24 protein-coding genes are annotated in these 23282 nt (G+C 32.2%); 5 read left to right on the top strand and 19 right to left on the bottom strand.

Annotated elements, in window-relative coordinates; translation table 11 throughout:
- Window positions 1–125 precede the first annotated feature (125 nt).
- The 9 genes from BUB42_RS10705 to rplU form a co-directional block, all read right to left on the bottom strand.
- Window positions 126–1130, bottom strand: a complete 1005-nt coding sequence (locus BUB42_RS10705; RefSeq protein WP_073020147.1) for a DUF6371 domain-containing protein — start codon at window positions 1128–1130, stop codon at window positions 126–128.
- 97 nt (window positions 1131–1227) lie between these two features.
- Window positions 1228–2628, bottom strand: a complete 1401-nt coding sequence (locus BUB42_RS10700; RefSeq protein ID WP_073020145.1) for a DUF3987 domain-containing protein — start codon at window positions 2626–2628, stop codon at window positions 1228–1230.
- Window positions 2629–2632: 4 nt separating this feature from the next.
- Entirely contained in the window at window positions 2633–2902 is a 270-nt protein-coding gene (locus BUB42_RS10695) for a helix-turn-helix domain-containing protein (protein ID WP_073020143.1), read from the bottom strand.
- Between the two features lie 110 nt (window positions 2903–3012).
- Entirely contained in the window at window positions 3013–3882 is an 870-nt protein-coding gene (locus BUB42_RS10690; RefSeq protein WP_073020141.1) for a hypothetical protein, read from the bottom strand.
- A gap of 55 nt (window positions 3883–3937) precedes the next feature.
- Window positions 3938–4285: a hypothetical protein gene (locus BUB42_RS10685; protein ID WP_073020140.1), complete on the bottom strand. Its 348-nt coding sequence runs from the start codon at window positions 4283–4285 to the stop codon at window positions 3938–3940.
- Window positions 4282–5586, bottom strand: a complete 1305-nt coding sequence (locus BUB42_RS10680) for a phage integrase SAM-like domain-containing protein (RefSeq protein ID WP_073020128.1) — start codon at window positions 5584–5586, stop codon at window positions 4282–4284. Before BUB42_RS10680 ends, BUB42_RS10685 begins: the two co-directional genes overlap by 4 nt.
- A gap of 249 nt (window positions 5587–5835) precedes the next feature.
- A complete protein-coding gene (locus BUB42_RS10675; RefSeq protein WP_139257351.1) occupies window positions 5836–6318 on the bottom strand; it encodes a hypothetical protein in 483 nt (160 codons plus the stop codon).
- Between the two features lie 294 nt (window positions 6319–6612).
- Window positions 6613–6879 (bottom strand): 50S ribosomal protein L27, encoded by a 267-nt coding sequence (rpmA, locus tag BUB42_RS10670; protein WP_066079927.1) that lies wholly within the window; start codon window positions 6877–6879, stop codon window positions 6613–6615.
- A gap of 23 nt (window positions 6880–6902) precedes the next feature.
- A complete protein-coding gene (rplU, locus tag BUB42_RS10665; RefSeq protein ID WP_073020124.1) occupies window positions 6903–7325 on the bottom strand; it encodes a 50S ribosomal protein L21 in 423 nt (140 codons plus the stop codon).
- A 228-nt stretch (window positions 7326–7553) separates the two neighbouring features.
- Between rplU and BUB42_RS10660 the strand changes: the two genes are divergently transcribed.
- Window positions 7554–8879, top strand: a complete 1326-nt coding sequence (locus BUB42_RS10660; RefSeq protein ID WP_073020122.1) for a M16 family metallopeptidase — start codon at window positions 7554–7556, stop codon at window positions 8877–8879.
- An 8-nt stretch (window positions 8880–8887) separates the two neighbouring features.
- A complete protein-coding gene (locus tag BUB42_RS10655; protein WP_073020120.1) occupies window positions 8888–10936 on the top strand; it encodes an insulinase family protein in 2049 nt (682 codons plus the stop codon).
- A gap of 202 nt (window positions 10937–11138) precedes the next feature.
- On the opposite strand, the gene BUB42_RS10650 is transcribed toward BUB42_RS10655, so the two are convergent.
- On the bottom strand, window positions 11139–12005 hold the full coding sequence (locus BUB42_RS10650; protein WP_073020118.1) for a DMT family transporter: 867 nt from the start codon (window positions 12003–12005) through the stop codon (window positions 11139–11141).
- A 106-nt stretch (window positions 12006–12111) separates the two neighbouring features.
- On the opposite strand from BUB42_RS10650, the gene BUB42_RS10645 reads away from it, so the two are divergent.
- Entirely contained in the window at window positions 12112–12498 is a 387-nt protein-coding gene (locus BUB42_RS10645) for a heavy-metal-associated domain-containing protein (protein WP_073020116.1), read from the top strand.
- Window positions 12499–12556: 58 nt separating this feature from the next.
- Here the strand turns inward: BUB42_RS10645 and gldD are convergent, their stop codons facing one another.
- The 4 genes from gldD to mutY are packed head-to-tail and all read right to left on the bottom strand — an operon-like array spanning window position 12557 to window position 16005.
- Entirely contained in the window at window positions 12557–13123 is a 567-nt protein-coding gene (gene gldD, locus BUB42_RS10640; RefSeq protein WP_073020115.1) for a gliding motility lipoprotein GldD, read from the bottom strand.
- A 5-nt stretch (window positions 13124–13128) separates the two neighbouring features.
- Window positions 13129–14424: a gliding motility-associated protein GldE gene (locus tag BUB42_RS10635; RefSeq protein ID WP_073020113.1), complete on the bottom strand. Its 1296-nt coding sequence runs from the start codon at window positions 14422–14424 to the stop codon at window positions 13129–13131.
- Window positions 14425–14447: 23 nt separating this feature from the next.
- Window positions 14448–14888: a single-stranded DNA-binding protein gene (locus BUB42_RS10630; protein WP_073020111.1), complete on the bottom strand. Its 441-nt coding sequence runs from the start codon at window positions 14886–14888 to the stop codon at window positions 14448–14450.
- A 46-nt stretch (window positions 14889–14934) separates the two neighbouring features.
- Window positions 14935–16005: an A/G-specific adenine glycosylase gene (gene mutY, locus BUB42_RS10625; protein ID WP_073020109.1), complete on the bottom strand. Its 1071-nt coding sequence runs from the start codon at window positions 16003–16005 to the stop codon at window positions 14935–14937.
- A gap of 103 nt (window positions 16006–16108) precedes the next feature.
- On the opposite strand from mutY, the gene BUB42_RS10620 reads away from it, so the two are divergent.
- Both BUB42_RS10620 and BUB42_RS10615 read left to right on the top strand, forming a co-directional pair.
- Window positions 16109–16429, top strand: coding sequence for an HU family DNA-binding protein (locus BUB42_RS10620; protein WP_262987405.1), 321 nt, complete (start codon window positions 16109–16111; stop codon window positions 16427–16429).
- A 389-nt stretch (window positions 16430–16818) separates the two neighbouring features.
- The gene (locus BUB42_RS10615) at window positions 16819–18363 is read left to right on the top strand and encodes an Rne/Rng family ribonuclease (protein ID WP_073020107.1); all 1545 of its coding nucleotides are present in this window, start codon (window positions 16819–16821) and stop codon (window positions 18361–18363) included.
- A gap of 618 nt (window positions 18364–18981) precedes the next feature.
- Here BUB42_RS10615 and BUB42_RS10605 read toward each other — a convergent pair.
- The 5 genes from BUB42_RS10605 to BUB42_RS10585 all read right to left on the bottom strand — a co-directional run bounded on the left by BUB42_RS10605 (window position 18982) and on the right by BUB42_RS10585 (window position 22958).
- Entirely contained in the window at window positions 18982–19728 is a 747-nt protein-coding gene (locus BUB42_RS10605; protein ID WP_073020101.1) for an FtsZ/tubulin family protein, read from the bottom strand.
- 61 nt (window positions 19729–19789) lie between these two features.
- Entirely contained in the window at window positions 19790–20254 is a 465-nt protein-coding gene (locus BUB42_RS10600; RefSeq protein ID WP_073019977.1) for an FtsZ/tubulin family protein, read from the bottom strand.
- A 164-nt stretch (window positions 20255–20418) separates the two neighbouring features.
- Window positions 20419–21579 (bottom strand): PDDEXK-like family protein, encoded by a 1161-nt coding sequence (locus BUB42_RS10595; protein ID WP_170857217.1) that lies wholly within the window; start codon window positions 21577–21579, stop codon window positions 20419–20421.
- 5 nt (window positions 21580–21584) lie between these two features.
- Window positions 21585–22058: a 3'-5' exonuclease gene (locus BUB42_RS10590; protein ID WP_073019973.1), complete on the bottom strand. Its 474-nt coding sequence runs from the start codon at window positions 22056–22058 to the stop codon at window positions 21585–21587.
- The gene (locus tag BUB42_RS10585; protein WP_073019972.1) at window positions 22059–22958 is read right to left on the bottom strand and encodes a helix-turn-helix transcriptional regulator; all 900 of its coding nucleotides are present in this window, start codon (window positions 22956–22958) and stop codon (window positions 22059–22061) included.
- Window positions 22959–23282 lie beyond the last annotated feature (324 nt).

Below are 23282 nucleotides of genomic sequence, written 5' to 3'. Positions count from 1 at the left end.
ATAAAGTGTGGACTGCTTTTAAAATTAAAAGTAAATTCGTGTTGCCTGTTTTTTGCTCCAGCTTATTAATTAGCTTGCAAAGTTCTTTTTGTTCTGTAGTCTGTTGAATATTCATATTTAAGTATTTAATTTATTTCGTTTCCATTGTGATCGGTCAGTTCAAAAGTTTCAATTAGTAGCCTAATTTCGGGTGTGTGTTCCGCTATTCTATTAACTGTTATTTCGGTGGCTGTCTGTTGCCTAATTACTCCGGGTGCTATATTTTCAACTTCATCAATATAAACATCTGCGAGGTCTGTTCCGTCTTTGTAGTCTGTTTGCTCCAGCCAATCACTTACAACTATCTTAAACCCTACTGCATTTAATTCTATTGCCTTATTGTGCCAATCGTTAAATTCACTTTTATCAGGAAACGCTATAATTTTATAATCTTTTATTGGCTTCAAATTCTCGTATTTAAACCCGCCTTTCATTCCTGTTGCAACCCAAATGTATTCAGGTTTAAAAACGCTCATTATAATTGCTGTTTTCTCGCTTTCTATGACTGCAATAGTCTTTTGGTTGGTTTCGTTTATTAAGTGCAAACCAAACAAGCATTGATTAAGATTAAAATTTTCAAGTTTTAAGATACTGCGAACACTACTAATATAAGCTTTGCCGTCCGCTCGCTTTTGCCGTTTGCCTGTTTCAGGATCGTATAACATAACTTTTCCGTGCCTTACTTTCTCGTTGTTATCAATTTGCCAAAATACAGTTGCACCTGTCCAATGTTTTGAAGTACCTATAAGATATTTCAATATTGCATTTTTTACCTCATCGGGTGTGAATAGAGTTTTCAGGAATTGAACAAAGTTATTTTCTTTGAAATTCCGACCGCTTTGGCTCACAAGTTCGTAATTGTGAAACGAGGGTTCGGGTGTTGGAATATGTTTGACTTCATAGGAATTATTTAAATCGCTTTTCGGGTTGTTGTGATAACCGCAATTACTTTCACGGTCACAACGTCCAAATTCATCATTTAAGTAGTTCTTTGTTTCAGTTTCAATGTATTTAACAAAGGTTCGTTTATTGCATTTAGGACAAATAAACTTCTTACTACTTTTATCTAAACTGTATTTATATAGTTTCATCGGTTTAAGGTTTTAAAGTTTTGCACTTTGCCTTTTCAACACTTTCAACACTTTCAAAATGTCTATAATGTCGATAGTGCAAAGTGCAAAGACTAAATTATTTCAAATTTTCTCTTTCGGATTTTATAGTTTTCTCATACGTTCCGTGTTTTACTTTCTTAAATAAAACGGTATCGTTTAAAAATTCCTTAACACGTCTTTCGAGAAATTCAAATCTTAATCCGACCGCTATGGCTTCGGCTGTTGTGAAATTTTCTGCAATAGCTCTATAAAAATCTTTCTTATTTTGGTTTAATGTTTCCAAATATTCAACGGGGTTTTGAATAACTGCCAAAACTTTAAAGGCACAATTCATATAATATCTACACAATTCTTTTGCACCTTGCACGGCTGTAATGCCAACACTTTCGCTTTGCGGGTCAAACATCAATTGAAGCAATAAAGACAACCTAATAAAATGATTATCATATTTTGAAGCAATTTCGCCTTTAATATTGTTTTGATAGTCATTTACTACCTCGCAATTTTCAGCTTGCCAATTGTAGAAAAATGTTTTCGCTTCGGATGTCCATTTTAAAATTCTGCTTTCAATTTTGCCGTCCACTTCATAAACTGAATAGTTGTTAAAGTAGTCTTGAATAAAGTCTTTGTACTGATTAAAAAGTATTTCATTGTTTTCAATATCATTAATCGGCTGCTTGAAATTGGATTCAGGAAATGCAAATAAAAATCTTTGAAAAAATCCGTTATTCAATTTCTGAATAGGAAACGAGCTGCCTAACATTCGAGGTTGTAATCCGCCAATGATTGACAAATAAGGATTCGTAATAAATAACGGTATCGGGTTTCCTATACGGTCAATCGTGGTGGGTTGGTTGCTCCAAAATGAAAGATACACGCCAATCTGGTCGCCCTTTGAATATTGATTCATTCCCTCAAAAAAAGTAGCCAATTCATCGGTTACAACGGTGCAACCTCTCAAATTTTCTTCTAATCTTTTATTTAATATTTCGGGTGTGAAATTGGTTAATAAGCTTTTGCTTAAAATTGGTAACGGTTTCGGCGTTTCTATTGTTTCGGTTTTTTCTGCTTTACTTAAATTGCCATAAGCAAGATATTCGTTAAACTGTTCAGCATATTCATCGTGCCTTTTTTTGTCGAGTTCCCGTATCGCTCCAAATATCAAATTCATAGGGTGGGTTTTATTAGCTCCAGCGTTGCCAATAACACAACTATAAATTGAAGCATATTCAAACCAATTATTTTTAACCCTTACTTTTGCCGTTGTTCCGACCGCTGTGGCTACAGCTGTTAAAATTGCTGTTCCTACATAGTCAATAGGAAATTTTAAGGACGTGTTTAAATCTAGTGCTAAATCTCTAAAGAGTAACGGGAACACTTCAATAGGAAACGGGTTTAAAGTTGCCGTTTGTTCGGTTGTCATAGCGTTATCAATTGCATCGCTTAACTGTTTTGCCTGTGGTTTACTATCTTTCATCTTATTAATGATTAATAGGTTTCACGGCGTGCAGTACCTCATCTTTACGATACAAAACACGGTTGCCAATACCGTACGATTTTAACCGCCCGCTTTTGGTGTGTTTCCAAAGGCTCGTTTTATTTATTGAAAGTAATTCGCACGCCTGTTCCCTTGTTATAAATTCGTTTTCGGGTTCGGTGGGTGCTGTTGGTGTGTGAAGTTCCAACAAAGGTTTTAACGCTCCAGCTAATTGCTCTAGCGTAATGCCGTTTAAAAAAATTTGATTGTCCATTGTACTTACTTTTAAAGTGAAGTCCAATATTCAAAAATGATTAGGGTGGCAAAAAAGGGTTGTAATAGGTATAATTTAGGTATAATTCAGGTATAATGTACTAATTTGAATTATCGACCGTCAAACTGCTGTTCGTGTGAATTTAACACGTGCTTTTCACTTGAATTATCAAACTTGTCTTTTTTAAAATGATTGACTGAAACGCTGTGATTTTTAAGTACAAAACTTTTGTATTTGTCTTCTGTGAAATTAAAAAAATAAATATTTTCTTTCCTGTAATATTTCAAGTAATAAAAAATATTGATGAATTTAGTTTTATCTAATTTGTCGTAATGTTCCACTAGATACAAAAATAAATCATAGCCTTTTTGGTTAAAATGGTTCGGGTCAAAATTATTATTGTTTCGGTTCGGCTGTTGAGGTTCTGAAATTGCCGATTCTGTGGCTGTGGTATCGCTTAAATCTTTTTTTATGGGTTCCATTGTTTCAAGCTCGGGTTCCTTACTGTCCATTTCAAACAAACTTTTTATGTCTGTTAATCTTAAAACCAATAATCCAATATTAAAAGACTTTATATATTTAAAGTTTGGTTCTTTTTCGTCAAAAGTTTTATTGTCTGCTTTAAAAAAACTCCCTTTGACTACTAATATAAATTTAATTCCGCCGTTGCCAGAAACACAACCTTTGCCCTCGTACTCATATTTATAATTACAATCTTCAATAGGTAATTTTCTATAACTTTTTTCTAAATCTAAACAAGCATCTATTTTATTTATCAGGTTATCAATCTCTTTTTTTGCAAAATCATTTAATTTATTTTCAATCAAATAATTTCTTAATGGTTCAATGTCTAAAATACGATTTTGTGATAAAAGTAAGAATGTTTTTTTAAATTCATTTCTTACAATTGAAAACAGTAATTGTTGTTTAAAGAAGTGAACTTCGTCAATTGTTTTAAGTATAATGTTTTTTTTATTCATTTGGACCTCTGTTCTGTAAAACCTCCTGTTGAGATGCAATCTACTTCAATTAGTTTTAATTTTTTTCCACTTGCAAATCAATTGTTTCATTTGCTAATTTCATTCGATATTCTTGAACTTCAGCCAAATCTTTGGCGTTCATCTGCTTGCAATAAGAATCAAAAATAACCATCATTACTGCTATTTTTGCGTTGCATTTATCTTTAGAAATTTCTCCACGTATTGACTTTTTTACTAAATCGGTTGTCCCGTCCAAAAGAACTTTTGCGTTTCTTTTAAATTTTAAACTAATTAGTTCTTTGGCTTCTTGTTTTTCAATTCTTTCTTGTTCTAATTTTTCTTTATCATTACAATTAACTGATAAAGTAGCTAATATTAGCGATGCGATAATTAATTTTCTCATTTCGTGCCTGTGTTGTGAATTACTTCTAATTGTGCCGTCTTTGGCCTCGGGGCTAACTTACTAAAATATTCTAACATTTGATAAGCATTATCGTATGTAGTTTTACCAATATAGGCTAAAAACACTTTTTCTGTTCCGTGTGCCGTTATATTCATTAAAACGGGTGTTGGAATACGTCCGTAAAAATTAGTAGCGAAGCTGCGGCGACAAACGTGGCTCGAAATAAAATTATACTTCGCTTTAGTTTCCATTTGTAGAGGATTTCGGCTTGTTACTTTTACTTTGGCTGTTGTTGGTTCATTTAGTTCAGCAATTTTACAAATATCTTTTAGGTATTCATTAAACTTCACTAATGAAATTTTATAAGGCAAACCACTTTCAACAATTTCAAGTGCATCAGGTAATAAAGGAATAGCAACTAATTTGCCCGTTTTCTGTTGCTTTAATTCAATTATTTTAATGCCGTTAATGTCTTTTATATTATTGGCTGTAATGTTCAGCAAATCGCCTCCACGTTGTCCAATTAAACAACCTAATAACAACCATTTACGAGCGTTTACTAATGCTTTACGTAATAGAATAGCATCTTTAATTTTGTCCTGTTCCTGTTCCGATAAGGTTATAATTTGTTCAGCTGCTTTTTTCTCTGATATGCTTTTGATGTTTTTCAATTGTGTTGAGGTTTCAATATCATTTTTTGAAGCATCAAAACAAATTGTTTTTAGATTATTGATATTTTTACCTACATAGTTTACTGAATATTTTTGATCGAATAACCAAAGTTTAAATTTTTCAACAAACTGCAAATTAATATCTTTTATAATAATGCTTTTACCTTTTAGGTTTTCATCTTCATAGCGTAAAATTGTGTTTTTAAATAATTTGATATTTTGAACACGTCCCGAGCTTAATCCCGTTTCTTTTTTTTGGTTTTGTTTATAAGGTGCGTCGTCAATGTACTTTTGAATATAGGTAGTTAAAATATCCAATTCAATAACGGGTGTTTTATTATTAAAAAAATCAATGTGAAGTTGTAGCCATTCGCCTGTAAAATCTCCGCCTTTACTAACTGAATTATTGTAGGCGGTTTCAAGTGAAACGGCTAATTTGTCAAGTTTAGATTTTAACGCTTTGAGTTCGTCGTTCTTTTGGATCGGCTGTGCTTTGGGTTCGCTCCAGTCTTTAAAGTCTATTACAAAACCCGTTTTCCTTTTTAAGTTAGTTTTCCTATCTATTGAATAACGAACATAAATATTTGAATTTTCCGTTTTGCTTTGAAGTATAAATTTTATTGTTGCCATTGTATTTGATATTTTGAACACATCAAATGTAATCAATAAATTAAGTTAGTCAACATCTAGTCAACCATAAATGTCTTTATATGGAATGAATCGAATTTGTATAAACGTTGATTTTTAGAAAACCCTTTTGTTTACAGTACTTTAAGGGTTTTTTCAGTTTATCACAATACACGGGTTTAAGCCCTGTCGCGGTCACTAATTCAAAACCGTAAAATACTATTTTTAAGTATTTTACGGTTTTTTTAGTTGCTACCAATTACTATCTAAATCATCGTTAATCCTAAATAATTTTACAAAATGGGGATTTAATATTTCAGTTAAATTGTAGCCAAACGAGGATCCTCTTATCAATCCTTTTCTTGTCAGTAATTTTTGCTCGATGGTGCGTTCATTTATAACTTGCAGTAGCAAACTATCGTTGCTTATAACTGCGGGATCTTCAATAAATTTTATATTATAAACTGAAACACGGTATCTATTTATCTTGAATTCAATTTTGAATTCTGCTTCGAGTTTTAGTAATTTTCTATCATTAAAATTCGTCCGTTTAATAAACCCTGTTGAATCTGTTTTGAATTGTAGTCCTAAATTATTCTTGAGTTTTAAGATGCTTTCGGAATCCTCGTAGATAAATTTCCAAGTAATAAAGTTTTGACTTATTATGAAATTTTTATTTTGAGCCAACGATACTATAGAGGCTAAAGTAAACATTATGGGTAAAAGTTTTTTCATAGGTCAGATTGTTAGATTTTAACGATTAAATGCTTCAATAAATGCTGATTTATAGTTTTAATTCCGAATTGTAAAATGCTTGGTTTTAAATCAATTTTTACAATTTAGCAGTAATCAAATAGCGTTCCTAAAAATGTGAGCGAGCACTATTTTCCATATAATTAAGTAAGGTAATTTTGTATTGACATTTTTTTGTTCATTCAAAAAATTTATATCTAATTTAAATTTGGCTTCTAGCCAAAAAAAAACCTCTAGATTTCTCTAAAGGTTTTTATTAATTTGAAAGCGATTCAATTATGCTTCAACTTCAAATGGAAGTATAGAAACATAAGATTTATTATCTCTTTTCTTTTGGAACTTAACAACTCCATCTACTCTTGCGTGTAGCGTGTGATCTTTACTGATGTAAACATTAGCACCTGGGTTGTGTTTTGAACCTCTTTGTCTTACGATGATGTTCCCAGCAATAGCAGCTTGACCACCAAAAATCTTAACACCTAAACGTTTTGATTCTGATTCTCTACCATTCTTAGAACTACCGACACCTTTCTTGTGAGCCATGACGTATTAGTTTTATTTTGTTATTATTCTTGAGTATCTTCTTTTTTAGCTTTAGCTACCTTTTTCTTTGGAGCCTCAACTTCTTCTGTAGTTGTCTCAGCAGTTGCTTTTTTAGCAGGTGCTTTTTTAGCAACAAGACCTGTAATACCTTCAATTACAATTTGAGTAAGATATTGTCTATGACCGTTTCTCTTTTTGTATCCTTTTCTTCTTTTCTTTTTGAAAATGATAACTTTGTCTCCTTTTAAGTGTTGTAACACTTTAGCTTCTACTGAAGCACCTTCTATAGCTGGGGCGCCTAAAGTGATTGTGCCGTTGTCATCTAATAAAAGAACTTTGTCAAAAGAAACTTTTGAACCTTCTTCATTAGTCAAACGGTTAACATAAACCTTTAAGTCTTTGCTTACTTTGAATTGTTGCCCTGCTATCTCTACGATTGCATACATACTGAATTGTTTTAATAATTTTTAAGGTTGCAAATATACAATTATATATTTAAATCGCAATTTGTTCTTGATAATTATTATTGGCCAAAAAAGTAAAAAATTTAACCATTTCGATCACAATTTTTTAGAACAAAAATAACTTTAAAGTATTTGAGTTTTTATTACCTTTTTCGTGTAACAATAAGAAGGAATTTACTACTTACATATATCAACTAAATTATTAACTTTATGAAAAAATCAATAATGGCTTTAGGTGCTTTATTTATGCTTGGAGGAGTCGCTTCTGCTCAAAAAGTAGCATTTGAGGAATACAAACTAGACAATGGGCTGCATGTTATTTTGCATAATGATCCATCAGCTCCCACTGTAATAACTTCGGTTATGTATCATGTAGGTGCAAAAGATGAGAATCCTGAAAGAACGGGTTTCGCTCACTTTTTTGAACACTTACTATTTGAAGGAACTGAAAATATCAAACGTGGTGAATGGTTCAAAATTGTAACAAGTAATGGAGGTGTGAACAACGCTAACACCACTGATGACCGAACTTATTACTATGAAGTTTTTCCTTCTAATAATCTTGAGTTAGGATTGTGGATGGAAGCGGAAAGAATGTTACATCCTATCATTAACCAAATAGGTGTCGATACGCAAAACGAAGTGGTTAAAGAAGAAAAAAGACTTCGCGTTGACAATCAACCTTATGGAAACTTTTTAGCAGAAGTAAAAAAGAATATATTTACAAAACATCCTTACCGCTGGGCAACTATTGGTTCTATGAGCCATTTAGATGCTGCTACTTTAGAAGAGTTTCAAGCTTTCAACAAGAAATTTTACGTTCCAAATAATGCGGTTTTAATTGTAGCTGGTGATTTCAAAAAAGAACAAGCTAAAGAATGGATTCAGAAATATTTTGGATCAATAAAAAAAGGAGCAGCTATTGTAAGAGAAACATTTGTTGAAGAACCAATTACTCAAACAATAAAAGCTAAGTTTGAAGATGCTAACATTCAAATACCTGCAATTGTAGCGGCTTACAGAACACCATCGATGAAAACTAGAGATGCTAGAGTTCTTGATATGATCTCGTCAATATTGAGTGATGGTAAAAGTTCAAGATTGTATAAGAAAATAGTTGACGACAAGAAAATGGCGTTACAAATTGGTGCTTTTAGCAACAATCAAGAAGACTACGGAAGCTACATTATTTACGGTTTGCCGCAGGCTCCAAATACTGCTGAGGATATCCTGAAAGAAATCGATGCAGAAATTGTAAACTTACAAACGGAATTAATTTCTGAAAAGGATTTGCAAAAACTTCAAAATAAGTTTGAGAATCAATATGTAAACAGCAATTCAACAATTGACGGTATCGCTGACAATTTGGCTACCTATTATTTGTTATATGGAGATGTTAACTTGATAAACACTGAAATCGATATTTACCAATCAATCACACGCGAAGAGATTAGAGATGTTGCCAAGAAATATTTGAATCCAAATCAACGATTAGTTTTGGATTATGTTCCATCTAAAGATAAAGCTCAAAACTAAGATATATCATGAAAAAATCAATATTAATTTTATCAAGCCTGCTCTTAACAATTATTATGCAAGGACAAATAATCCCTCAGCCGAAACCAGGAGTAGCTCCTTCAGTAAAAATAGGTAAACCATTGACCTTTGAATTGAAAAATGGATTGAAAGTAATGGTTGTTGAAAACCACAAGCTACCAAGAGTAACTTTCAGTCTAACACTAGACAACGATCCGTACGCGGAGGGCGACAAAAAAGGCGTTTCTGATATGACTGGCATATTAATAGGAAGTGGAACAACAAAAATATCAAAAGATGCTTTCAATGAAGAGGTAGATTTTCTTGGAGCAAATATCAACTTTAGTTCTAATGGAGCAACAGCTAGTGCATTATCAAAATATTCTGGCAGAGTATTAGAATTAATGGCTGATGGCGCATTAAACCCAAACTTCACTCAGGAAGAATTTGATAAAGAAAAGACAAAACTCATCGAAGGCTTGAAAGCAGATGAAAAAAGTGTCTCAGCTGTTGCAGCTCGAGTTATAAATGTTTTAACTTTTGGCAAGAATCATCCATCTGGTGAATTTGTAAGTGAAGCTACTGTCAAAAACGTTACACTTGAGGATGCAAAAGCAAATTACAATACGTATTTCGTTCCTAGCAACGCATACCTTATTATTGTGGGTGACGTTAAATTCAAAGAAACTAAGAAAATGGTTGAGAAATTCTTTGGTTCATGGAAGAAAGGGACCGCGCCGTCTATTTCTTACGCTGATCCAAAAGATGTTGCAAGCACTCAAATTAACTTCATTGATATGCCAAATGCCGTTCAGTCAGAAGTTGCGGTTGGTAACATCTCAAATCTTAAAATGACTGATCCGGATTATTTTGCGGTTTTGATTGCCAACCAAATTTTTGGTGGCGATTTTAACAGTTACATCAATATGAATTTGCGAGAAGTACATGGATGGACTTACGGTGCAAGAACATCGATAGGCGGTGATAAGCGCGTATCTAACTTCAGTGCATCAACACAAGTTCGTAATGCTGTAACTGACAGTACGGTTGTGGAAATTATGAAAGAATTTAAGAAAATCAGAACTGAAAAAGTAACTGATGAAATGTTAGCTAGCGTTAAAGCTGGTTACACAGGACGATTTGTAATGCAAATTGAGAAACCACAAACTGTTGCTGGTTATGCTTTGCGTATTCAAACTCAAAGCTTGCCTGCTGATTTTTATGAAAATTACATTAAAAACATAGGTGCAGTAACTGCTGATGATGTTTTGAGAGTGGCCAATAAATATTTCTTAGCGGATAACAGCCGAATTATAATTGTAGGAAAAGCATCAGATGTTGCACCAGCATTAGAAAAGCTTACTATTCCAGTTTCCTATTTTGATAAGTACGGAAATGCAACTGCAAAACCAGAATTCAAAAAAGCAGTTCCAGCAGGAGTAACAGCAAAAAGTGTTATCGATAATTATATCAAAGCAATAGGTGGGGAAAAAGCGGCAACTGCTGTGAAAACAATTGCAATGAATGGAACTACAACTATTCCACAAGCACCATCACCATTAAGTTTTGTTACAAAAGTAGATGCTAAAGGAAAGCTTATGGTTGAACTTGCAATGGGAACAATGAGCTTGATGAAACAAGTTGTGAATGAAAAAGGAGGTTACACGATGCAACAAGGGCAACGCCAAAACATTGAAGGCACAGCGCTTGCTGATATGCAGGCGGCGGCGACTCCATTTGAAGAGCTTTCTCTTTCTAAAAAGCAAGGGCTAACTTTAGAAAGTATTGAATCGATAAATGGAAAAGACGCTTATGCTGTTAAAAACGGAAAAACAACTTATTTTTATGATGTAACTTCGGGATTAAAAGTAGCAGAATCTAAAGTGATGGAACAAGGTGGTAAAAGTATTACTCAAGTTACTAATTACGGGGATTACAAAGAAGTAAAAGGTATTAAAGTTCCTTTTAATATTATTCAGAATGTTGGTTTTGAATTAGACATCAAAATGTCAGATGTAAAAATTAATGAAGATGTGTCAGATGCTGATTTTAAATAATCAGAAATCTTAATAAAAAGCAAAGGCTGTCTAATTTAGGCAGCCTTTGTTGTTTTTAACTCTTTTTATGTATCGAACATCAAACTTTTTACAAATTAATATTTCCGCATACTCAATGCCGCCCACTGAACACTAGATCCTTAATAGTGAACACTTAATAGTGAACACTGCCTACCGTACACTGAACACTGACTACCGAACACTATTTCTTTGAGGACAAGTACACCCCGATTAAAATAATAAATGCTCCAAAAAATTGAACAGACGTCAGCATTTCATTGTCTAACAATCCCCAACTAAACGCAACCACAGGAATTAAATAAGTTACTGATGTTGCAAAAACGGGTGAAGACATTTGGATTAATTTAAAAAACAAAATGTTAGCTATTCCAGTGCCTACCACACCAAGAATAATTATAAAAATTATAGAATGCTGCACTTTGATTTCAGTCACTACATCAAAAAATCCAGAGAAAAATAAAACGGCCAGCGCAGGTGCAAACAATACCATAAAATTCCCCGTCGTAATGCTTAACGGACTCAAATCATGCAGGTATTTCTTAATTAAATTCACATTTACTGCATAACAAACAGAGGCAATCAATACTAAAATAGCGTAATAGTAATTCTGTTCTGGATGATTCATGGCACCATTTAAAATTAGTAATGCGCTTCCCAATAAACCTGTTAGAATGCCAATAATTTGGTTTCTCTTAAAACGCAATCCAAAAACTAAGGCACCAAGAATTAATGTATTCAAAGGAGTTAGCGAATTTAAAATTGAACTGACTGAGCTGTCAATTTCAGTTTGTGCTATAGCAAATAGATAAGCGGGAATAAAAGTGCCAAATAACGATGTCAACGCAATATATTTCCATTTGTGAGCAGGAATTTTTGAAAGCGTTTTAAACCCGATCATTAGAAGAAAAATAGAAGCAAAAATAATTCGTAAAGAACCAACTTGAAGGGCGGTTAAGCCAATTAATCCCTTTTTTATTAAAATGAAAGAACTTCCCCAAACTAATGCAAGAAAACCCAAATATACCCATTTTAACTGCTTCGATTCCATAAAGATAATTTTGCCCCAAAATTGTAATTATTTTATGAATTACTCGGCCTTTTTTTGATTAATTTTGCATTTGTAAATTTGCTTTCAATCTTTAAAAAATAATAGTATGAACTTCAAAAAATCAATATTGACTTTAGCCTTGGCAAGTATCTTATTTGTAGGATGTAAAGAAAAATCTAATGATCTAAATTCAAAAGAGACTGCAAAAACATCAGAAGTTGCAACTCCAAAAGTTAAAAAAGAAATAGCTGCTGCTAACCTACAAACAGCTACTTTCGAAGTAAGCGGAATGACTTGCTCTATAGGTTGTGCAAAAACTATTCAGGAAGATTTAACAGGTTTAGATGGTGTTCAGGAGGCAAAGGTGGATTTTGATACAAAATTAGCAACTGTAACGTTTGACAAAACAGTTCAAAATCCAGAAAAACTAACTAAAGTAGTTGAAGAAGCTGCCGATGGTAAAACATATTCAGTAAAAGATATGAAGATCTAAGATCATTTTAATTTATACAAAAAAAGCATTCGTTTGTCGCGAATGTTTTTTTTATGTTTTATTGTTTCCATTTTAAAGTTTCCATCAATCGCTGCATATCATTTTTTATATAACTGGCTGCGGGCATAATAGAATCATAATTGGGTTTTGCATAGAAATAAACAGATCCAGTTACAAAGTGTTTAGTACTATCTGTCGCATAAAATTGTGAATTTGTCGCTGCATTTCCCTCTACTTGATAAAACATTCCATAAACTTTTTTATCAGGATTCAAATACGGTTGCTCTAAAATATCATCCGCTTTTATCACATGTTCAAAAGTCAATTTTTGTGCGTCACGCAAAAGGTTATTTATATTTTTATTTACAGGTTTGTAAGTCAAATATATAGTTGCTTTCATCTTAGGATAAGTAATCGTAAGATCACAATTTTTACCTTTTTTGACAATAGCATCTGCATTCATTTCAAAAGTAAAAGGACATTCATTTTCAAAATTTGAGTATTTAGCTTCGGCATAATCTAGTCGCAAATAGCTTGAAGGTTTTGGCAACACCTCTTCTTTACAACTAAAAGTAGTTGCTGCAACTATACTTACCATCGCAAGGGCGAATATTTTTTTTGTCATTTTACTTAGTCAATCGTTACTTTAATTTGTTTTATCCTTTTTTGATCTACCGTTTCGATAGTGAATAAACAATTTCCTAGTGAAATCTTCTGATTTTTTTTTGGAAAATTACCTAAAATCTCTAGAATAAATCCTGCTAGTGTTTCCGCCTCTCCTTTTTTATCTTCAAATAATTCTTCGTCAACCTCAATAATTCGATAAAAATCTTTTAAATTTATTTTGCCTTCAAAAAGGAAATTTTTGTTGTCTATCTGGGAGAAATTAATATTTTCGTCATCAAATTCATCACTAATATCACCTACTATTTCCTCAATAACATCCTCAAGGGATACTAATCCTGAAGTTCCACCATATTCATCTACTACAATAGCAAGATGGCTTTTCATATTTTGAAAATCTTTTAACAGGTTGTCTAGTTTTTTATTTTCAGGAACAAAAAATGGTTCTCGCAGCAAAGATGTCCAGTCAAATTCATTCGTATTAATATGTGGTAATAAATCTTTAACATGTAAAACGCCTTCTATTTGATCAATATTATCTCTGTAAACTGGAATTCTGGAATATCCTTTATCTATTATTTTTGGGCAAATAGCGGTAAATGACTCTGATATTTCTAAAGCAAAAATATCGATTCTTGGACTCATAACTTGTCGCGTATCGGTATTCCCAAAACTGACAATTCCTTCTAAAATTTTTTGCTCTTCGGTCGAGGTTTCGTCTGAGGCTGTAAGTTCAAGTGCTTGAGATAATTGATCTACTGAAAAATTTGTTTTTTGTTTTCCAAATTTGTTGTGTAAGTGAATGGTAATCGCTCGCATAGGCAAACTTATTGGCGAAAGCACTTTATTTAAAAATGCAATAGGATAAACAACTATTTTAGCAAAGTTGATGCTATTTCTACTTGCATATACTTTTGGTAAAACTTCTCCAAACAGCAAAATCAAAAAGGTGATAACGACAATTTCTACTACAAACTTTAAAAGTGGAATTTGGATCGCTGAAAAAATATTTGTTCCTATTAAAGAGAAAAATAATATAATGGTGATATTTATAAAATTATTTGCAACCATTAATGTGGCTAGCAATTTTTTAGGCTTTTCTAAAAGATTGGAAATAAGTTTTCCTTTAGAATTATTTCCTGCGGTTATTGCGTCAATGTCTTTTTGTGACAATGAAAACAACGCAACTCCAGCTCCTGAAACTAAAGCGGAGCATAATAGTAACAGTACTATTCCCAAAATGGCAAATGCCAAATTGCTGTCAATATTATAGGTAAAAGACAAACTGGGCTCTGGGTCCAAATTGATAAAAATTAGTTAGACAATTAAAATGGCAAGTCGTTTATGGGCAAGACATTTTTTTCTGGTTCAAAATTAGTGTTTTTTGCAACAGCAGTTGCAGGAATTTGTTTGTTGTTTTCACTCTCTTTCTTTGTGGTAAGAAAAGTGAATTCAGTTACTTGAATTTCGCTGGCGTATTTTGTACTTCCATCTTCCGCTTGCCACTGTCGCGATTTGATCCTACCTTCAACGTATATTTTATCTCCTTTAGATAAGTATTTTTCACAAAGTTCAGCTGCTTTATTGCGAACCACTAGATTATGCCACTCTGTAGAAGTGATTTTTTCATTAGTAGTTTTGTTGATGTAAACTTCATTAGTGGCCAGCTGAAATCTTCCAATGCAATTGCCTCCGTCAAAATAATGCATTTTGATATCATCGCCAAGAAAACCTATTAGCATTACTTTATTTAATGTTCCGTTCATTATAAATTGAGGTATTTGATCAAAGGTACAGTTTTTTGGAAATATTTTAATTTAATTCCTTTTCAATAAAATTATGAATAACAATAGGAAATGGAAAAGTCTTTAAAGTTTCTTGATTAATTCCGTTTTCAATAATTCCATTCACATTCACTTTCCAAAATTTAATATGTAAATGTTGATGGGATAATTTATGGATAATGCTTTTATCGTTGGTTTCTAATATGCTCGAAATAGTATTTTCTTTGAAATATTCGCTCTGAATTTGCTCTGAAACAAAATCAAAATCTTCCTCTTTTTCTGTTTCTAATAAAGGGAACTCATATAAATTTTGCCAAATTCCTTTTAAAGTTCGTTTTTGAATTAACGTATTTTCATTATCATCATTTGCGACTATATAATTAAAGTAGCGATTGCGCACTTTTATCTTTTTAGATTTTACAGGTAAATGAGCAACTTTCTTCTTTTGTAAGGCAGCACAACTTTCGTTAAAAACACAAATACTGCAGTTGGGATTTTTAGGGACACATTGCAAAGCACCAAATTCCATAATCGCTTGATTGAAAGTTGCGGGTGCGTATTTGCTCCGTTTGAGTCTATCTTGGCTGTCTTTTGGCATTAACTCGAACGCTAGAGTAGCAAATTCTTTTTTGGCGGAAGCCTGGGCAATATCTGTTTCAATATCAAAATAACGAGATAAAACCCTAAAGACATTTCCATCAACCACCGGAACCGCCTCATTATAGGAGAAAGAAGCAATTGCAGCAGCGGTATATTCACCAATTCCTTTTAGTTTAAGTAAGTCATTATAATTATCAGGGAATATTCCGTTTAATTCAGTCGCAACGTATTGCGCCGTTTTGTGTAAATTTCGCGCACGAGAGTAATAACCAAGTCCTTGCCACAGTTTTAACACTTGTTCTTCACTTGCGGCGGCGAGATCAAAAACTGTTGGAAAAGCTGTTGTAAACGATAAAAAATAAGGTGTTCCTTGGGCAACTCGCGTTTGTTGTAACATGATTTCTGAGAGCCAAATAGGGTAGGGATTGGTGGTGTTTCTCCAAGGTAAATCACGCTTGTTTTGTAAGTACCATTTTATCAATATATTAGAAAAATTCATCTTTAAATATTAGACTGCAAAAGTAAAAGTTTATGTGATTAAAATTTAATGAATTACCTTGAATAATTGTTTTTTAAATGCTTATATTTGCAACCTCAAAAAAATAGTACAACAAAATATAATAGGAAAGAAAATGACGAAAGCAGATATCGTAGCAAAAATTTCAGAGAAATTAGGTCTTGAAAAAGGAGATGTTCAGGCGACTGTAGAGACTTTTATGAATGAAGTTAAAAATTCATTAGAGACTGGCGACAATGTATATTTAAGAGGTTTTGGAAGTTTTATCGTAAAAACTAGAGCTGAAAAAACAGGTAGAAATATCTCAAAAAACACTACTATTAAAATTCCTGCTCACAACATCCCAGCATTTAAACCTGCGAAAGTATTTGTAGAAGGAGTGAAAATAAATAACGAAGCAAAGTAATATATTAATTAATCTTAAAATCGACAAGATATGCCAAGTGGTAAAAAAAGAAAGAGACATAAGGTAGCAACGCACAAACGCAAGAAAAGAGCAAGAGCTAACCGTCACAAGAAGAAAAAGTAGTTTTAAACTACTTTTTTCTTTTTAAACGTTCATTGAAATTGAGATTGAAGATTGTCGATCAACGATTTAAGATTACAGATTTTAAAAATCTAAAATCAAAATTTATAAATCAAAAATCTAAAATCTCCTCGGGTCCAATACCTGTTAAATTATTGTTTAATCCATCCTTACAATTAATTACTGATTGATAATATGAGATTTGGGATTTTTAATCCTAGTTTCTTATTCGAAAATCCTAAATTAAAAGTGCGGATAAAAATTTACAAATGAATAAAGAATTAATCATTAGATCTAGTTCTGAAGCAGTAGATTTTGCCTTATTAAAAGATGGAAAACTAATTGAATTACACAAGGAAGAAGAAAAAAGCAATTTCCAAGTTGGTGATATTTTTATTGCCAAAATCAGGAAACCTGTTGCTGGCCTCAATGCGGCTTTTGTAAACGTAGGCTTTGAAAAAGATGCCTTTTTACATTATCATGATTTAGGTCCTAATTTAGCTTCCCAATTGAAATTCATAAAACTTGTAAGCGCAGGTAAATTAAAAGATTTCTCCCTAAAAACCTTTCAGTTTGAAAAAGAAATAGATAAAGATGGCACCATAACTAATGTTTTGAGTTCCAATCAATCTGTTTTAGTACAAGTTGTCAAAGAACCTATATCTACCAAGGGACCAAGAATTAGCGCAGAGCTTTCTCTTGCCGGAAGATTTATAGTTTTGGTTCCGTTTTCTGACCGAGTTTCTATTTCGCAAAAAATAGAAGACAAAAAAGAAAAGGAACGTTTGAAACGTCTTGTACAATCCATCAAACCAAAAGGATTTGGTGTTATTGTTCGCACAGTAGCCGAAGGCAAAAGCACAGTAGAATTAGAAAAAGATTTGCAGAACCTGCTTAGCAGATGGACTGCAATGTGTAAAAAATTACCAACTGCTCATCATCCGTCCAAAGTTTTGGGAGAACTCAACAGAGCTTCATCCATATTGAGAGACGTTTTCAATGATACCTTTAGCGGTATTCAAATTGATGATGAAGAGTTGTACAACCAAACAAAGGATTACTTGCAAGAAATTGCACCATCCAAACAATCAATTGTCAAGTTTTATCAATCAAAAGACACACCTATTTTTGAGAAATATAACATAGAAAGACAAATCAAAACTTCTTTTGGGAAAACAGTATCCATGAGTAAAGGGGCATATCTTATTATAGAACATACTGAAGCACTACACGTTATAGACGTAAACAGCGGAAACCGTTCTAATAAGGCCACTAATCAGGAAGATACAGCCATGGAAGTCAATATGATAGCCGCTGCTGAAATTGCCAGACAATTACGTCTACGTGATATGGGCGGAATAATTGTAATTGATTTTATCGATATGTCCAATCCCGAAAATCGTAAAGTGTTGTTCGATTTCTTGAAAGAAGAAATGAGCGATGATAAAGCGAAACATAAGATCTTACCCCCAAGTAAATTTGGATTAGTCCAAATTACTAGACAAAGAGTAAGACCGGAAGTAAATATCAAAACTAGAGAAGAAGATCCAAACAATGAAAGTGGCGAAATTGAAGCGCCAATCCAAATCATTGATAAAATCACTTTTGATCTAGAAAGAGCATTAAAGAATCACAAAGAAGTTGTGCTTAATGTACATCCTTTTGTGGCCGCATACCTTACCAAAGGTTTTCCATCATTACGTTCAAAATGGTTTCTTGAACATAAAAAGTGGGTGAAAATCATACCTCGTGACGCTTACACGTATCTAGAATATCATTTCTACGACAAAAAAGAAAATGCTGTTATAGAATAAAATAAAAACCGCCTCTCGCAAGATTGGCGGTTTTTTTGTGTCTTTTTTTAGAATTTTTAGGAGCTAATCCAGCTATCCGTTACAATCTTTTCTTTTTATAAAGAAAAAAAGAAAAGGATTTTCACTTCTATCTGGGCTAGGGGTTTAGCTTGCAAAATGACATTAATTTACTAATTTGGTTTTAGAAGATTATTTTAAGATATTATTCTTAGCTATTTCATATACGAACGAACCCTTTCAGAGTTTTAAACTCTGAAAGGGTTTTGAATATTTCAAATAAAATCATCCTCTTTTGGACCAATTCCTACCATTTGTAGTCGAGTAATAAAGACCTTTGGAGGTATTTGCTAACAGTTCTTTTCCTGCATCCGTCAAATCTATAAATTCACCATAACTAGAACCGGAATATCGAGTGTATCATGACCTTCCTGATGTTGTCGAGTATTCAATTTTGTTGCTTTGTTTAGAACAATTTCTATTTAATTCACCTCCTTCAGTATTCATTTGTGACATGATAGTTTTTTTTAATTGTTTTGGACAAATTTATTGGAGTCGTCTGACAATCGATTACCTTAGGACTTTTTGCTTATTAAAAAGATTATTATTGTTAATATTATGTCATTCAACGCTATCAAAACACCCTATAAATCCCGAAACTCTAATCTTGTTTTCTAATGATAAATCTTCAAATGTATTGCAAATAAGACTATATCCTCTTTTAATTTGGCGATGAGAATATTTACCAATATCATTAAGTTCATCGTTTGAACATTTTGCGGTACCATAAGATATGCAAACCATTGTATTTCTGATCTCCATATTTTTATTTTTTAAAAAGTCATGGAATGAAAAAACAGATTTAGTTGCCTCTCCAGCTCGATCAAAACCAAAAGCAACCGACGTCCCCATAAGTACAATGCTTTTTGGCTTAAATACATTTTTAAAAGCTTCAAAATCAAAACAACTATTTCGGTAATGACTCATTGAATTATCTTTGTCATTAGAAACCATTTTTTTAAAACCAAGATCAGTAAAATTAGAATTTGGAGTCATTAACAGCAACGCGTCAAAATGATTGCCAATGCTTTTATAATCAGCAGTAAATTGTTCTTTAGTATTTGTTTCTTCAAACTGATTTGGAATAATTAAGCAACCGATGTTGATGCTTTCTTTATTATTAAAAACTCTTATTTGTAATGGTTCGTTAGCTTTATAAGTAAATGAATTTGTAATTATAAGATCGGCACAATCGTTATCAAAAGATAGTGAATTCACATCAACTAATTTGCGTTTTTCCCATTCTTCCTGAGCTTTTTTGTATGCTTTCAATTGTTCTTTAGCTTGTGCTATTTGATTATTTTTCATAATTGCGTACTGCTTTTAAAAAATGTAGATATAAAAAATTATTTTAAATAGACTTTAAATTTTATGATATCAGTATAGCAACAGCAATAGCCTCTCCAAGATTTTCATCTTCGCTAACGTCCATCGTAATACTTGCTTTAAAATCCGCTTTTTCTTGAATAGAATCGTTGATTAATCCAATTTCGTCTAAGTCAATTCCGCCGTTTATGGAAGAAATTAGTAGAAGTATAGAAACATTATCAACCATCAGCTTATCATTATGTGTAAGTGTTGAAAGTGCTAATTCAATAACTTTTTCAGCTCTATTATTTCCTGAAGCAATTGCAAAACCAAAATATTTGGGTTGACTTTTTAGTAACTCTAGTTCTGTTTGATTTTTTGCTAAAAGTTTTTCGTATTTCATAAATTTGTTTATAAAATAACTATTGATTTTTTTTAGATTTTCCTTGTTATTAATATCGGTAGTGCTATTTAAAATCATTGAAGCAATAAACTGATTTTCGTTTTTTTGGAAATATGTTTTCATCTTTATTTTTTATATAACAAAGGAAATTAGCAAGTATGCCAAAAGATGACGGTCTAGAAATATATATTTTTTCAATCTTTAATAAATCAAAAACGACACATTTTTAGGGTGTGTCGGTGTAGAATCGTTGTTGTGATTTAACTTTTAAATTGTTTTACAAGTTTTCATATCTTTTCTTCTAATATTTTCACGGTTTCAATTAGTTTCATGATTTTAATAACAATTTCACTTATGTTGTTTTCTAACAAAATTTCTTCCCATTTCAGATTGTTAAAATTTTCATTAAAATCATCTGTGGCCGTAATCCAATTTGTATCACTACCACAAATTTTTCTTATTGCTTGTTTCTCATCATGAGTATGACAATTCACATCTATACCTAGGTTTAAATTGTAATTAGCGTCAAACCAAAGTAAAACTCCAATCTTGAATTCTTCTTGCGAAGAAAACCACATTCCTGACTCTAATTTCCCAAATGAAACTGTGGCGTCATAATCTTTTGTTATTAGATTATTTCCTACTTTGTTTTGAATTTTACTGATTAGTCTTTTACAAATTCCCAGTTTAATGTTATCTAACCCAACTCCAGCAATGATCAAGGCACTTTCTATATTTTGAGGATTGTTTAAAATATTATCTAAAATTTCATTTTCCATTTTTATGTTTGTTGTTTGATTTGTTAATTTCTTTATTAGATATAAATATTGTACTAACGTTTCTCTAATTACAGGAAGAGAATATGTTTTTTCAAGACATTTTTCGAGCCAGTTTTTAATGACTTCCTTATAGGAAACTAATATAATATCTTCTAATTTTAACTCCTGACCTTTTTCGATTTTGTAACTTGACTCATTAGGTTTTTTACCATCTAAGGTTAAATACAGCAATTTGCAGTTAGGATATTTATTTTTATACCTCAATAGTTGGCCTTTTTGATCACCAGCATTTATTTTATTTTCAATCACCACTTGGTTTTTTGAATCTTTTAAAATAATATCGATGAAACCACCTTCTGAATAATCTTCATCGATTCTTCCAGTATGTTCTTCTACCACAACTTGGGCATTATCGTAATCAAAGTTTTCTAGAATATCATTTAAATCTTTTACTTCTTCAAAAAAAAGCTTTAAAAAAATACTCCCTTGACTATGTAATCCTTTAGGATTTAATAATTCTGCAATTATCCTTGAATGTGTTCTTACTTCGTCAGTTTCAGCTCTCATAATAGAGAAAATATTAAAATTTTCTCCTGTAATCTTAGCGATTTCATCATATTTTTTTTGAATGATTGAAACCTGTTGTAATAAATTCTCGATTTTATCCATATTCATTATTTGTTTAAATGCATTTTGAAAAGTTGCCCACAAGCTTTCGCATCGCTCAATGCATCATGATGATTTAATTTTATCTCAAATTCGCTGCACAAGTTAGCTAAATTTGACTTAAAAATCCTATATGTACAAAATTTGTTGTAGTCAGGTGTAGGCAATCCATAGTATTCTAGGGTTTTGCTTAAAACAGGGAAATCAAACGCAAAACCATTATGGGCAACAACATTTTGGTTTTCGATAAAAGGTGCAATTTGATTCCAAACTTTGTCAAAAGTTGGTGCAGCGATTGTGTCTTCTGGTGAAATTCCGTGTATATCTGTAAACCGGCTCCAATAATAATTGTCAGGTGGTTGGATTAGTATATTCATTTCTGCAGTTATAATTCCTTTTTCTATTCTTACGAGGCCGACTTGGCAAATGCTGTGACGATAACCTTGAGCGGTTTCAAAATCTATTGCTGTGAACGATTCCATTTAATTATACAATTTATTCATTTTTGATATTCTATTTTTTATTTCCTGTTGTAGCGAAATTGGCGAAATTACTTTTACTTCTGGCCCTTGTTTTAAAAGCTCCAATATAATGTCATTTGTGGGACACATAAATAAAGCAATTAAAACCCTATTCTTATTTTCTTCGATAATAACTTGGGATTCGTGTAGCGGAAAACTCTTTACGTAATTACCCTGTTGCCATGTAAATTCCAAAACTATTCTCTCTGCGGGTTTGTACGTTTCTATTCCAAATGCGTGTATGTATTCTTGGTTTACATTACAGGGAACGGGTTTGAAATTTACATCAGTAATCCTCATATTTGAAATCCGATCCAAGCCAAAGGTTTTTATTTTTTCATCTTTTTTGTCAAATGCAATTAAATACCATCTTTGCTGCGATTCTTTTATAGCAATGGGTTTTACTTCGCGGTGGGTTGTGAAGTCTTCCCAATGTTTTTTATGTGTAAATTTTAAAATAAATAAATTTTGAATAGCGTGAATAATAGCGTGAATATTTTCTGTTCCCAATGATTTTCGCTTTTCGAGAAAAACACTTGGCGACAATTTGTTTCCTTCCTGCAACGCATGATGGATGGAGAAAGCATCAATCATGCGAGTTACCGACTGGTCTTCTATTTCGTCTTCGTTCATGCAATAGGTTTTGTCTTTGCGATTATACTGAATAGTGATTCCGAAAAGGTCAAAAATATCTTTTTTGTCTCGTTCAAAAGTGCGCACCGAATATTCAAAGTCGGTTTCAATGTCTTCCTTTTTAAGTTTACGCATTACGTATTCTTGTAATATTTTAAAATCACAGGGATAACTCCTCAAGCGGTCTATGATGTATAAATATCTTTTAAAATAGATTAATTTTGACATAATTATGAGATTTATTTCTCAAAGATAAATGATTTGTCTGCCAATATATGGCGTTGTAAATAATCTAATTTAATGATCATTATTCTCATTAATTTCTAAGAAACAAGGGAGCATGTTTATTTCGAATTATATTATTACTAGCTAACATAATAGCTATTTATGCTAAAAATCACTTTATGAGGCTAATATGTTATCTAAAATGAAAGTTACTCCATTAGCAAAACTTCTGGCCAGGTACAAAACGAACTTGTTGAACGATCCAAGAAATTAAGAAAAAGTAAAAAATTGAGCAATCGGAACTGGCTAATAGAGCAGGTGTTTCGT

It is taken from the genome of Flavobacterium micromati (genome assembly GCF_900129585.1).
In the GTDB taxonomy this organism is placed as follows: domain Bacteria; phylum Bacteroidota; class Bacteroidia; order Flavobacteriales; family Flavobacteriaceae; genus Flavobacterium; species Flavobacterium micromati.
Note: the sequence above shows the minus strand (reverse complement) of the source record. Positions and strands in the feature narration are given on the sequence as shown.